Origin of the sequence: Proteus sp. fly-1067 (genome assembly GCF_040139345.1) — a bacterium.
Taxonomy (GTDB): Bacteria; Pseudomonadota; Gammaproteobacteria; order Enterobacterales; family Enterobacteriaceae; genus Proteus; species Proteus vulgaris_B.
Genome location: NZ_JBEEUL010000021.1, coordinates 1 through 11,724 on the forward strand (window position 1 = coordinate 1; position 11,724 = coordinate 11,724).

An 11,724-nucleotide genomic window follows, 5' to 3' on the forward strand; every position below is an offset into this window, starting at 1 on the left:
CACTTCAACCCCATTTCTAAAATCATCGGTTTGTGTGCATTGGCTAACCCTTGGTGCCGTTCACCGAAGTCAGATTTCAGTCTTTCGTAAGCATCATCTTTTAGATATTCATCCGTTTGTAATACACCACTTGTCACAGCACCGTTTCCAAATAAACGCGAACCATGCTCTTCGGTGGCTAATCCTAAACCAATGGCTTGACGTGCATAGGCGATTGGGCTTAATCCCACTAAACCATCAAGAGTAAAAATCCGCACATGCCAGATTTCTTGCTGTGTCAGTGTTTCACTTTTACCATTTGGAAATGTCACCTGATACTCAGGCTCCCATTGGCTATTTAATTTTGGCGTGACACAACTAGGATCGAGAGGTAGTAATTCAACCACTTCGCCTAGGGCGTACACCTTATAAGCATAAAAATTCCCCCTTAAACACAAACAGGCAATTAATAGCTCCCAAAGCTCTTGAGGTGTCATGTAATTATTGGGTTTAACCGCCAGTAATTTGTGTAACCGTTCTTTGGTGGCGCGTTTATTTCCTCTTTCTAATTGTTCATATAAGGAACATGGCAACATCCCTACCGATTCTGCAAGAACACGAATACAACTAAATACAGAAGTCAGTTGCATAGCGAGTTGTGTACTCACTCTTCGACCAGAATAAGTGTCATAAGACAATCCAATTAACTCACTCAGTTCTGATGAGGTCATCTCTTTCTGAGATTTCTGAAATAACCCAGGGAAAAACATTATTCCTCCTTGTTATTTCTAGGTTGTCCAAGCGCTCTTGAAACAAGGTATGACCATAAAAGGCACAATAAACCCGCGCAAATATAGCCCATCGGTGGGTAGATTAACCAAGCGCCCCATGACAACAAAAAGGCACCCACAATCCCAACCAATAAGGCTGTTATTGTTAAAAATTTCATTAAATTTCCTTAGAGAGAGCGTAAGCCTCGAGAAGCGAGGACATCAGAGAGGTTTTGTTCCTGATCTCCACCATTCACCAATAATCGACTCATGCCTGTAAATAGCGCAACAGGGCCGTCAATTTTTGCCTCGGGTGTAGATTTATTAGGGAAAATATTGTCGTTTTTATCCGGTTTAACCGTGACGTTCGACATCATCCAGTTCATAACAGGGTGTTGGCCATGATGAAACTTACCCGCATAAACCAGTGCTTCAATCTCTTTCATGGATTCAGAAAAATTACGCACCGTTTGAGCGACTTCTACAAGGGGTAACCCTTCTTCTGCCAGTGCTAAACTAAACTGAGTGGCACTCCACGGATCAAAGCCCAGCTCTTTTAAGTTTTCACCATCCACCCACGCGATGATTTCTTCTTTAATTTGAGCGTGATCGACGACCTCGCCATCAGTTAATTCGAGACACCCCATATCTGCCCATTTTCGATAAAGTTCAGCCATTTGGCGAGAACAGCGTTCTAATCTCTCCTCAGGTAACCAGAATTTAAAATCAGCATGAACATGCCCATTGGTAGGCTGTTGCCATACTTTTACTGCAGCACAAATATCAATCTTATTAGCGAGGTCAACACCCACCCATAATGGATAGGTTTTTAATTCATGTTGAGGTGCGAGTTCAGGTGCATCATCCCACTTCATCATATCCATCCATGAAGATTCAGCTGTGACCCAAATATTCATGTGTTTAGTGAAGAAGTTAATCCGTGCAGAAACCTGCTCTTTGGCTTTCTTGGCTAAACGACGTAAATCATCCCAACGTTTACAAATACCGAGCCCCGGATTTGCCTTTTGCCACACCGTTTCATCAAAGGGATCATCGTCTTTATCTAGCGTATAGATAATGCCAAAGAAAGAATCGTCATCCACCTGACCACGCAGAACCTTAATCGCATAATCCCGTAGTTCATAACAAATTCCCTCTTTATTAAAGCCGGCTGTGGTGATACCAAAAAGAAGAGACTGCAGACGCGCACCGGTGGCGGTTTCTAATACGTCCCACACATCACGAGTTTTGTGTGCATGCAATTCATCAACAATACCGCAGTGAATATTTAAACCATCGAGGTTATTAGCATCACTAGAAAGAGGTTCAAACTTAGAGGCGGTTCTTTCTTGATAGATAGCGAGTTTATTAAACTCAAATAAACGACCTAGTGTCGATTTTGACTTTTTCAGCATATTCTTCGCATCTTCAAATACGATGCGAGCCTGATCACGCGTCGTTGCTGCAGAGTAAACTTCGGCACCGCCTTCACCGTCAGCACCGGTCATATACAGTCCAATACCTGATGACAATGTGGATTTTGCGTTTTTACGTGCAACTTCGTCATAGGCTGTGCGAAAACGACGAACAAAAACAACATCACCGTCTTCATCCACAACTTTTTTACCCGTTTGTTCATCAATTAACGGAATAACAAAGCCAAAAATATTAATTAAAATAAATACATGCCAAGGCATTAAATCAATGGGCTTACCGGCCAATGCCCCTTTTACATGAGGAATAAAACTATAAAAATCGAGTATGTGCTGTGCGCGATCTTCAATGAAATAGATGCCACGCTCAGGCCCATGCTCTAAATCATTCAAAAACCGTTGGCACGCTAAACGCACCAGTTCGCACGCAACAATTTCTCCAGCAACCACCTGTTCGGCGTACTGAATTCCATCTGCTACGATTGCCATTCATCATTTGCGCTTTTTCAAAAATGCCTCAAAAGGATCTTCTTCGGCAGGAGTGTTCATAGTGACTTTTGCTCGAGAAGCGGGAGTCATACCAAATTCACTTAACATGGCGCGAATACGTTTCCATGCATCAGATTTCATGGCGACTGCAGGGTGAGCTTTTTTTAATTTATCGCCCATCGATGACATGACATCGTAGGTATAACCTTCTTCATCGAGTGTCTCGCAATGTTCTCGATACTCAACATAAGCTTCAACCAACATTTCTAACGCTTTAGCATCAAGTGTACTCATCACACCTAATGCGTTTAATTCTTCCCCTATTCGTTTAAACCAATACTTTCCCCGCTTATCAAAATACTTCGGAGTTGGGGGTACCCCTGAAGGGGGCTTTGGTTCTTTTTTATTAATCGGTCGTTTTGATGGGTTCCCCCTCACTAATTGCAGATGTGACGGGGTTTTAGGCGGTCCAGCCATAATAGAAATCTCCTATCAATAATCGCTTGGGGTTCCCCAAAAAAAGTTTTCTAACCTGCGGTGATGTGAAAAGAGGTAAGGGGGCGGTCCTAGGTGGCGAGAGTGGTAGGGATTTTACCCGCCCCTCCCCTATGAATAATAGGGTTGCTTTAAGCTACGGAATTATTTCCCTTCCTTTGCTGTCTTAGTTCTATGACAGGGCCAGCACAGGCTTTGTAGGTTATCTTCTGCATCGGTACCCCCATGTGCTTTAGCAATGATGTGGTCAACCGTTTTTGCTTCAGTGGCTCGTCCTGCTCTTAAGCATTCTTGACAGAGATACTTATCACACTTGAGTATACGAGCTCGTAACTTATCCCACTTTGTACCATAACCACGTTGATGACGAGACTTACCACGCTGGTGCATTTCCCATCCTAAGTTCTGATGATCTTCACAGTAACCATTACGTTCTGTTGTTGTCTTAGCGCATCCCTGTTTACGACACGCACGAGGTATGCGAGGTGGCATGTTATCTCCTATAATTTAAAGGGCAGATATCTGCCATTTTAAAGAAGAGAATAATACCCTTTATTGAACATAGGGTATTTTCACCTTTACTTCTGACTGCACCACGTTCTGTTATTTAGTTCACTCACAGCTTGTGCCCACGCTTGATGCTGAGTTTCCATTGCTTTCTTAAGCTCTGTGATAGCAATATCTTGACTATTGGCTCGCATGCGTAAATCTGCCAACTCAGCCTTAGCGTCCTGCTCTAGTTGATAACTGACAGCCACATCTTTATCTTTTAGTTCTGCAGAATTAATAAAGGCATCTTTAATAAAAAATTGACTAGAGGACTGAAAGAAAGGTTGTGAATTTGATTTAGGCTTCACACCTACATCTTGCATCAGTTGTTTAATGCGAGTGAGTTGTTCTTCTAACTTATCTAACTCAGTTGTATCTACTGAGACTTTATAGATCAACTCACCTATTTCTTTTTTAGGATGATTAATAGTTATCTTTTCAGGAGCCTTACCACCTATTGAAAGTTTTAAATAACCATTCGCACAATAAGTCGCACTGTACGTTTTTGTTTCAATACGGGCAGAACCATCATCATTAATAATTATATTCATTTACTCTCTCCAATAAAAAAGCCACCAGCTATTAACTGATGGCTATCTATATAAACTCTATCAACGCCACTCAATGAATGACGTTTGTAGAATTAATAATGTCTCTCCATAGTCACGCCCTTTCTTCTACCTACAGCTGACGTTGCTGATAATGACCGAAAAATAACAAAATGGTGGTATTCATTGTTTTTGATTCTCACTATGCGCTATCTATCGAGAATAAAACAGGTCACGGCTAACATAGGAGACAGCGACAATGCGACGCATTAAAAACTTCGCTATTGCGAGGCATTGTTTTCTATCGAACTACTTCTACGGTATGTCCGTTTGCGTCAGTTATATAAGCCGATTCACCTTTGTAGATGAATTCATACATCTGACCGTTAAATTCGTTCATGTTAGGATGCGTTATTGACTCGCATTCAGTAACGATGATTGCAATGCAGTCTTTTTGCACATCAACGTGATCAATGCTCTTTTCGCTAACAATTAGCTCTTCTTCCTGTATCGCTTTTGCACACTCAGCATCTTCGTAAACCGCTGGAGTCTCAATAGCGTAATCAGGGTTTGACCAATTTTTAAACTTATCAAGTAACTCAATGAATCGAGGGCTACCTAGTTTAATTATTGATAGACTACTTTCGCTTCTGAGGCTGACATCACCGTTAACAATAGTTTTTAAAGTAAACATATTTTCTTCCTGTTTCTGTTGGTATAAAAAAGCCCCTAATCACTTAGAGGCTCGTTGTTGTTTAATTTCCCGTATTGCTTTCTTGCGTAGTTTTCAGTAGATCTTTTTCAATCTCACTTTTCATAGCCGCCTTAAATAGTGATGCTATTGCAAAGCAAAAAGCTAATACAAACCAACCAGAGTAAGCTGCGAAGATAATATAAGCCGTATCTGTTAGCACATCGTAGACGCGCCACGCTAAGTGTTGGTGCTTATAATTTTTTGCAATTTTATCTTTATCAATGAAAATTATTAGCATACCCAGAACGGCAAATAGCCATCCCGTGAAATACCCAATATTGGTCAACCCGTCATTATTCAGGATTAATCCAAAATAAAGTGAAGAGGCAACAATGACATCAATAGTTATTGCAAGTAGCCTTTTCATCATCGTAAACACTCCGTTTTAATGTAGATTTAAATTACTTCTAGCTGACTCAATATCGCGGTTCGCTTTCTTGTCTGCTATTTTTTGAACGGTCGTAGCTCGCCCACAAGCTTTGGGAAATAACCAAAGTTCATGAAACTAAGTGAGCGCATTGTTCCCACCCATGGGAATTTTTCACCTTCCCTTACGTCATCAAGGCAGCACACTGGATAAATTTCATCTTCACCCTCATCGAACACGACATCTTCGGTAGTGTAATGCGGTATAAAAAACATTAACCATTTCACTGCAAGCACTCCGTTCTAATGTAATCCTGCAAATACAACGTTTGCTGTTCGTTCTCTACTATCATTTCTCTGAGACGTAGATAATCTTGTTCAACTGCTTTGTTAAGTCGTGCGGTGGCTTCATTGCTTCCGCTTTCGGTGGAATTTTTGGTGACTGCTGGACACTCGGCTTTGACATACACCCGCTTGTTACCAGAGCTAACAGCATCACGAAGAGTGTTGATTTCATTCTTTGCACTGGCTAACTCCTGTGAGTGACGAATATCGAGTTGATTTAATCGAGTGATACGGGCTTGATAGTCTTTGTTGATTTCGACTTGTTGAGATAACTGATTGGTTGCTGTGCTGTAATCTTTACTTAATTTGTCGTAGTCATCCATTACCCACCAAAGCCAGAATATAAGAATGAGAAAGCCACCAGCTAAAAGTTTAGTTAACATATTCATGGTTATTTCATCTCCTTGAAATCAAGGACACCTCTTTTCAAAAAAAAGAAAAAGGAGACTCTAAAACCGGAGGCTCCTCATATCAGTGCATGCAACCTTGCAGGCTGAATGCTTTTAATCTTCCCTTTTTTGTATCTGTTTCCATTTGAGCTAAATCTTCTAGGAGTCCTGATATTTCTTCTACAGCTTCATCCGTTAAGTTATGGTTAGGGAATAGAGAAATAATGACACTAGGTTCTGCCTCTGTGTTATTTTTCAACATGGACATGAAATGCATTGCGATATCAAAATCAGATAACATTCCTGCGCTATAGTAAGAAAGAAGGAAGCTCTGTAATGATTCTACGCCAAACCTAATGTCTCCTAATGAGGTTCTAAAAATAGGGCGGCAGTGCATAGCTACCTGCCTGATTAAGAACAATTCACAGACGATGTAAGAAACCGTTTTAATTTTCTTATCTAGATCATTTCCCCACATATCGCTCATTACTCTTCCCTTTCCATTAATGACACCAAATCAGGATCCATTTGAGCAATAATATTCAGCCTTGCCGTTTCAAGCATTTTCTTGCGTCCACCGACCCCCCAATTATTCATTCGTTTACCGCAGTAACTAAGCTCCCCCTTTTCATTACTAATTTGTAAATCAAGACGATTTAGCTTAGTCATATTTGAAATTCCATTAAGCGTTGCCTCACGGAATGTTTCATACACACTGATTTCAAATTCGGGCTTAATCCATGCGGCATAACGGATGGCAAGAAGTTCAACAGCCCAGACACCTTGTTCATTACCACCATTAACAACCTTAAGTGACTGATTTTCTTTCAGACGACTTTTTTGTCGTCTGGCATCAAGAGCCAAAATAAAGCGCTTAACTGATGCACTTCTAACAAATTTATTCGGTCGTTGAGATTCATCTGCCTCTCCTTTTAGCACAGCAGCTGCATGCAGATCATTTAGGTTATATCGACCTACGTTATCAACTCGTACTGACACACCATTAATTATGACTTTTGGGTGTTTCATTGCATATTTCCTATAGAAAGGGAGCCTGTTAGCACAGAAAAGCCGCCCCAAGAGAGCTTGCCAGCTATAACGGCAGTTCTCAGGCTCACTTTCTGTAGGCTCTTGGTTATTTAAATGTGCGTGCTATGCACAGAACGTAAACGTAAATACAAAAAAGCCCCGCAAATGCGAGGCTATGAGATAGGATTAATTATTGAGTTAAAGTAACAACCAAGCATCTTCAAAGACTTTTTGTGAATACGGTTGATAGCCCAACTCAACGCCCACGATTGCTTTTGCTAAAGAGATAGCAACTGACTTTGATTGAGTATCTATCTTGTCATTAATACCAACACCAATCTCTTTTGATGCACGGCTAACATAACCATTCGTGTTGTTCTCAACTGGCGGTGCATACTTATTAATAATTGCTGATACTGAGTTCAAACCATATTTACGTTGATATGTTTGAGTTAGTTTATAAATTGCTCTGATGCCATACTCAGGCGACTCAAAGACACAGAATCGAGGGTTAGGAACTCCCGTTTCAATTCCGACTAAACCTTTCCATTTATTACGTGGGTTATAGTCAATGTTGCCTGGGTTGTTATTGCGTTCACCGCGTGCGGGTCTAGTCATCTTTCAGCCCTGCCTTACCCTTAATGAGTTTACTTAATCCATCCACACCGACATACCCAATGAATACACTAGCCAGATATGCCAATTCATGATTAAGTCCAAGTAGCGTTAAGAGGTCCTTTACAAACCATGCAAACAACGCACACATGGCACCATCAAATAACGTTTTCCTCCAGCCACCTCCGTTGTATTTACCACGTAGAATAGCCATGCTAGTTGCTAGCGCTGCGCTAATGCCTTGTTCCTTATGGGCGTCGATAACTTGGAATACTTGATCCCAAAACTCAGGGGTTTCTTTCATATGACTCATACTCACCCCCTATTTGGAGGAATTAGTTAATAGGATGCCACGCACAGCTCTTGTGTGAAGTGATTAGTGTGTGATTGATACTGTGGTCTGCATAAGTGAGGCTCCTTTCGGGATTCGAACCCAAGCCGTCCATCCGAAGATAGCCGTTCTGCCATATTGAAACTAAAGGAGCATATACGAAACCATTTCGGTGATATCAACAAAATGGTAGAAATAAAAAAAGCCACCGAAATGACCTTACTGGCAAGCTTTTCTGCCTCTGGAAATAACCCGAACAGTATCGCCTGTTACTGTCGTAATGTAAGCATGATCTGTTCGATTAATATCAAATGATGGGATGGCATCTTTCCTTGTGTGCTCAACTCTCGCCACGATATCTTTATTTTCTGATTCTGGGTAAAACTCTAGGCGGTACATTTCTCCTAAGCAGTGGACTTCTTCCACTTTACGACCTTCACGTTCAGTGATTAATTTAAGTGCGTACATAATTTCGTTCCTTATTTTAGATAATAAAAAAGACCGCCTAAGCGATCTTCTGAATGAGTTGTTCGTAATAACCGAACATGTGAAATAGCGTTATCGGAATTCCGGCATCGGAACAATATCAATAACTTAAACTATGGTGCCCTCATCAATGAAGGTAACACCCTCGAATTCGGGGGAATTAAAACGAAACGGGATTAATTGTTAATTTCTTCGGCATTTGTTTGGCGACAGACCGATGAAACAACAACTAACCCCGCCCAAAAGCACGGATGACAAGTGTGCTTTGTTATTTCTTTCTTGGTACATAGCAATAGAAAGGGACACCAGATGATGTTTTGGTCGACGGATATCTGGTGTCCCTAATCACACAACTCTCCAAAATGAAGAGTGTGCTAGATAACAAAAAACCCCGCCGAAGCGAGGTCTTAATAAAATTTAGTGTGATTGAGTAATAAATTTCCCACTATTTAAAGATGATAAGGCAATCTTATTCAAAATGCAATTTTTAACTGTTTATATAACCAGTCATCTTGTAATCTTATTAAATGCGACTTCCGCACCACTCTCTTCAAGAAAGCATTTACTAATTAACTTCTCATAGAACGGTTTCCAGTTACGAGACCATGTAGGTTGAGTTAACTCAGGCACTATATGTTTTATCGCTTGATATGCTACTGAGGAAGGCATTCGTTTATATCCTCTGCCCGCACAGCGAGGGCAATCTTTAAATACAGGTACACCCTGTAATTCGGTTTGCTCTTCGTCCAAGACTTGACCTCTCCCGTTACAACGACATCGATGCGTAATAATTCCTTTTCCTCCACACATTTGGCATTTATCACCAACCAGTTCATTTTTAATCACTGGCTCCATAATCACTTCGCCATTCAATTTCATAATGCCCGGATATTTAATGACGTCTTTGTGGCTATAAATAAGCTTTTTACCTTGGCAGCTAGGACATTGACACACCGAACCAGCTGAACGGGCATAATCTTCAAACGCCATCTTAGCTAGGATCACTAAACAATAACCTAATTTGTTTCCAGCCGATTTAGCCACCAGCTTAGGGGTTACTTTAAGTGCATATTGCGTTAACTGCTCTACGGTGCTGAACTTATCTTTTTCACTCACATCATTCTTAGCAAAAAAAGCAGACATGCCAAACTTAGCGCGCTGTTCTGTCATACCAAGCGCACCTGCAGTATCCATTCCTTTCATTCTATTGGGATCTGTACAGTTTGGTGCATCGGTGATCATCGGTGACTTTGGATAAAATTGTTTTAATGCTGACTCTAATTTCATGCTAATACTCCTCGTGCCGTACACACGTTAAATAAATGCACCGATGCCTAATGAACGGTTTAAAAAATTAAATAACAATTCGAGTTGATTGCCATGAGTGGCTTCCCATAGTTTGGGGTCACGATGTAACTCGTCATGGTGAATGCGGCATAATGGAATAGTGAATAAGTCGTGAGCCTTAGTACCCATACCACCCATGCCATGACCTATGATGTGGTGCGGATCATCAGCCTGTTGCCCACACACGCAACACGGTTGAGTTTTTACCCATTGCAACCATTTGATATTTTCCCAACGTTGCATTTTAGGCTTCAGCAGAAATGACGCTGGTGGCTCTGGTTCGATATCAACTTTAATAACTGGCTTTATCGCATCTAAACGTTCATTCATTGCTGATAGCGCTGTCACATTACTTGGAATAATGTCAGCTTCAGGAAAACCACCATGAACTTTGCGTTCCTCTTGTTTATCTGACCAATTTAAAATCTGGCGTAATATCGCTTCGGGTAATTCATCAACCAAGCTATGCATTACTGCAAATGAGAAAAAATCAGGTATTGTTAGCTGGTGGCCATCATCTAATCTCAAGCGACTACGAATAGTATCTAACATCCAATTGATACGATTTTTATGAGCTAATTCAGCAACCCAACCGGCTGATGAATGACGAATATGATTATCGTGATGCCAGCAAGTGCGAATAACTCCCGCTTCATTAAAGGTCGTTACTAACTCGTGGTGATGATAATTATCTTCATCGTTATCAATCTGACAGTATTTGATATTACTAATAACCCACGAATCCATCGGTGCCACTTTATCAATGGTGTGGATCACTTTTTTGCTATTGAGAAATTGAATGATGTGCTTATTGTTTAAAATCGGCTGTTCATCACCCGTTAATGCACCTGAGGGCAACACGTCTAAACTTTTTGGCACATCACTAATAATCACACGGCGGTGCTTTTTAAATTGCTCGAGTAATTCAGCACCCGGCTTAAGCAGTACAACACCAAGTTCTGGCTGAATGTAGGGAGTTAACAGTAATTTCATTAAATGATATCCCCTACTTTATATTCAGCCCATAACCCTGCGATCCACTTCACGCCTTTAGCGGTAAACCGTGATTGTGCAAATGCATGGTTATTGGTTTGATTAGTGCCCGTTTTTATCTCAAAGCGACCAAGATCGACGTGGGTTTGATAAGGCGTAAATGTATTATTCAAGCGATACATTATTTTCTTATCTATTAAAAAACAGCGAAAATCCGTTTCTTTCACCTGCAGTAATTTGCACACTTGGCGAAACGTCATAGAACCCGTGGATAAAACATAATTATCAACAAACTGAGCCTTAGGTGTGGCAATCGCTAATTCACTTTCCAGCTTTTGTTTTTCTTCTGCTAAGTCTGCAGCTAATCGCAATGCCTCTGGTAACGTTTGAGGAATGATAGGTTGCATTTTTGACTCTAATTCCTGCCAGCGATCGACAATTTTCGCTGTGAACTGAGGTGATAATCGAGCCACCAGCACTAGTGAGTCTCTTTTATTAAAACGGTATTCAGTATATTGATTGCCATTATGCTCAAAAGGGAACTCAGCCAATGGCTGGGTTAAAATTTGAGCAATAAAAAGCCTGTCTGCAGAACGCTTAACATCTGAGTGATTACTGCCAGTTAAACTAGCAATCTCTCTGCTCGACATGGTTAATTCGCGATTCATTGCGGGTAATACTGAAACTTCCATTGTTCTTTGCATCATGCTATTTCTCTCCACGTTTTACTCGTGACCGTACATCACGCTTTTACTATGCTGACGAATGGTTATTTCAAGCTTCCCGCCTTTAATAACGTCCATCCA

Annotated in this window: 18 protein-coding genes and 1 tRNA gene; all 19 read right to left on the reverse strand. The window is 40.9% G+C overall.

Features of this window, described 5'->3' with window-relative positions:
* Positions 1 to 749 (reverse strand): phage portal protein (locus ABN217_RS18135; protein WP_349459729.1); only part of this gene is annotated, 749 nt, incomplete at its 3' end.
* On the reverse strand, positions 749 to 928 hold the full coding sequence (locus ABN217_RS18140; protein WP_223672502.1) for a hypothetical protein: 180 nt from the start codon (positions 926 to 928) through the stop codon (positions 749 to 751). The genes ABN217_RS18135 and ABN217_RS18140, both read right to left, overlap by 1 nt.
* A 9-nt stretch (positions 929 to 937) precedes the next feature.
* Positions 938 to 2,671, reverse strand: a complete 1,734-nt coding sequence (locus tag ABN217_RS18145; RefSeq protein ID WP_223672503.1) for a terminase large subunit — start codon at positions 2,669 to 2,671, stop codon at positions 938 to 940.
* Positions 2,672 to 2,674: 3 nt separating this feature from the next.
* Positions 2,675 to 3,148, reverse strand: coding sequence for a phage terminase small subunit P27 family (locus ABN217_RS18150; RefSeq protein ID WP_223672514.1), 474 nt, complete (start codon positions 3,146 to 3,148; stop codon positions 2,675 to 2,677).
* A 162-nt stretch (positions 3,149 to 3,310) separates the two neighbouring features.
* Positions 3,311 to 3,658, reverse strand: coding sequence for an HNH endonuclease (locus tag ABN217_RS18155; RefSeq protein ID WP_349459730.1), 348 nt, complete (start codon positions 3,656 to 3,658; stop codon positions 3,311 to 3,313).
* Between the two features lie 86 nt (positions 3,659 to 3,744).
* On the reverse strand, positions 3,745 to 4,266 hold the full coding sequence (locus ABN217_RS18160; protein ID WP_349459731.1) for a hypothetical protein: 522 nt from the start codon (positions 4,264 to 4,266) through the stop codon (positions 3,745 to 3,747).
* A 298-nt stretch (positions 4,267 to 4,564) separates the two neighbouring features.
* Complete coding sequence (locus ABN217_RS18165) at positions 4,565 to 4,957, reverse strand: hypothetical protein (protein ID WP_349459732.1); 393 nt, start codon at positions 4,955 to 4,957, stop codon at positions 4,565 to 4,567.
* Positions 4,958 to 5,018: 61 nt separating this feature from the next.
* Positions 5,019 to 5,387, reverse strand: coding sequence for a hypothetical protein (locus ABN217_RS18170; protein ID WP_219495261.1), 369 nt, complete (start codon positions 5,385 to 5,387; stop codon positions 5,019 to 5,021).
* A 74-nt stretch (positions 5,388 to 5,461) separates the two neighbouring features.
* The gene (locus ABN217_RS18175) at positions 5,462 to 5,671 is read right to left on the reverse strand and encodes a hypothetical protein (RefSeq protein ID WP_081343451.1); all 210 of its coding nucleotides are present in this window, start codon (positions 5,669 to 5,671) and stop codon (positions 5,462 to 5,464) included.
* On the reverse strand, positions 5,668 to 6,117 hold the full coding sequence (locus tag ABN217_RS18180) for a lysis protein (RefSeq protein WP_349459733.1): 450 nt from the start codon (positions 6,115 to 6,117) through the stop codon (positions 5,668 to 5,670). Before ABN217_RS18180 ends, ABN217_RS18175 begins: the two co-directional genes overlap by 4 nt.
* A gap of 82 nt (positions 6,118 to 6,199) precedes the next feature.
* Positions 6,200 to 6,604 (reverse strand): hypothetical protein, encoded by a 405-nt coding sequence (locus ABN217_RS18185; RefSeq protein ID WP_284551087.1) that lies wholly within the window; start codon positions 6,602 to 6,604, stop codon positions 6,200 to 6,202.
* Entirely contained in the window at positions 6,604 to 7,146 is a 543-nt protein-coding gene (locus ABN217_RS18190) for a KilA-N domain-containing protein (protein ID WP_198630278.1), read from the reverse strand. Before ABN217_RS18190 ends, ABN217_RS18185 begins: the two co-directional genes overlap by 1 nt.
* Before the next feature lie 198 nt (positions 7,147 to 7,344).
* Positions 7,345 to 7,764: a structural protein gene (locus ABN217_RS18195; protein ID WP_161711123.1), complete on the reverse strand. Its 420-nt coding sequence runs from the start codon at positions 7,762 to 7,764 to the stop codon at positions 7,345 to 7,347.
* Complete coding sequence (locus ABN217_RS18200) at positions 7,757 to 8,074, reverse strand: phage holin, lambda family (protein WP_250916811.1); 318 nt, start codon at positions 8,072 to 8,074, stop codon at positions 7,757 to 7,759. Before ABN217_RS18200 ends, ABN217_RS18195 begins: the two co-directional genes overlap by 8 nt.
* Positions 8,075 to 8,173: 99 nt before the next feature.
* Positions 8,174 to 8,246 (reverse strand) — tRNA-Pro (locus tag ABN217_RS18205).
* Positions 8,247 to 8,311: 65 nt separating this feature from the next.
* On the reverse strand, positions 8,312 to 8,560 hold the full coding sequence (locus ABN217_RS18210; protein ID WP_115370633.1) for a hypothetical protein: 249 nt from the start codon (positions 8,558 to 8,560) through the stop codon (positions 8,312 to 8,314).
* Positions 8,561 to 9,085: 525 nt separating this feature from the next.
* Positions 9,086 to 9,865, reverse strand: coding sequence for an antitermination protein (locus tag ABN217_RS18215; RefSeq protein ID WP_349459735.1), 780 nt, complete (start codon positions 9,863 to 9,865; stop codon positions 9,086 to 9,088).
* Positions 9,866 to 9,892: 27 nt separating this feature from the next.
* Positions 9,893 to 10,918, reverse strand: a complete 1,026-nt coding sequence (locus ABN217_RS18220) for a DUF968 domain-containing protein (protein ID WP_115349548.1) — start codon at positions 10,916 to 10,918, stop codon at positions 9,893 to 9,895.
* Entirely contained in the window at positions 10,918 to 11,625 is a 708-nt protein-coding gene (locus tag ABN217_RS18225; protein WP_115349547.1) for a phage antirepressor KilAC domain-containing protein, read from the reverse strand. Before ABN217_RS18225 ends, ABN217_RS18220 begins: the two co-directional genes overlap by 1 nt.
* Positions 11,626 to 11,724 lie beyond the last annotated feature (99 nt).

Excerpts from the sequence above, each read along its gene's own strand:
- ABN217_RS18140 (WP_223672502.1), bottom strand. The coding sequence starts at position 928 with ATGAAATTTTTAACAATAACAGCCTTATTGGTTGGGATTGTGGGTGCC.
- ABN217_RS18145 (WP_223672503.1), bottom strand. The coding sequence starts at position 2,671 with ATGGCAATCGTAGCAGATGGAATTCAGTACGCCGAACAGGTGGTTGCT.
- ABN217_RS18150 (WP_223672514.1), bottom strand. The coding sequence starts at position 3,148 with ATGGCTGGACCGCCTAAAACCCCGTCACATCTGCAATTAGTGAGGGGG.
- ABN217_RS18155 (WP_349459730.1), bottom strand. The coding sequence starts at position 3,658 with ATGCCACCTCGCATACCTCGTGCGTGTCGTAAACAGGGATGCGCTAAG.
- ABN217_RS18160 (WP_349459731.1), bottom strand. The coding sequence starts at position 4,266 with ATGAATATAATTATTAATGATGATGGTTCTGCCCGTATTGAAACAAAA.
- ABN217_RS18165 (WP_349459732.1), bottom strand. The coding sequence starts at position 4,957 with ATGTTTACTTTAAAAACTATTGTTAACGGTGATGTCAGCCTCAGAAGC.
- ABN217_RS18170 (WP_219495261.1), bottom strand. The coding sequence starts at position 5,387 with ATGATGAAAAGGCTACTTGCAATAACTATTGATGTCATTGTTGCCTCT.
- ABN217_RS18180 (WP_349459733.1), bottom strand. The coding sequence starts at position 6,117 with ATGAATATGTTAACTAAACTTTTAGCTGGTGGCTTTCTCATTCTTATA.
- ABN217_RS18185 (WP_284551087.1), bottom strand. The coding sequence starts at position 6,604 with ATGAGCGATATGTGGGGAAATGATCTAGATAAGAAAATTAAAACGGTT.
- ABN217_RS18190 (WP_198630278.1), bottom strand. The coding sequence starts at position 7,146 with ATGAAACACCCAAAAGTCATAATTAATGGTGTGTCAGTACGAGTTGAT.
- ABN217_RS18195 (WP_161711123.1), bottom strand. The coding sequence starts at position 7,764 with ATGACTAGACCCGCACGCGGTGAACGCAATAACAACCCAGGCAACATT.
- ABN217_RS18200 (WP_250916811.1), bottom strand. The coding sequence starts at position 8,074 with ATGAGTCATATGAAAGAAACCCCTGAGTTTTGGGATCAAGTATTCCAA.
- ABN217_RS18210 (WP_115370633.1), bottom strand. The coding sequence starts at position 8,560 with ATGTACGCACTTAAATTAATCACTGAACGTGAAGGTCGTAAAGTGGAA.
- ABN217_RS18215 (WP_349459735.1), bottom strand. The coding sequence starts at position 9,865 with ATGAAATTAGAGTCAGCATTAAAACAATTTTATCCAAAGTCACCGATG.
- ABN217_RS18220 (WP_115349548.1), bottom strand. The coding sequence starts at position 10,918 with ATGAAATTACTGTTAACTCCCTACATTCAGCCAGAACTTGGTGTTGTA.
- ABN217_RS18225 (WP_115349547.1), bottom strand. The coding sequence starts at position 11,625 with ATGATGCAAAGAACAATGGAAGTTTCAGTATTACCCGCAATGAATCGC.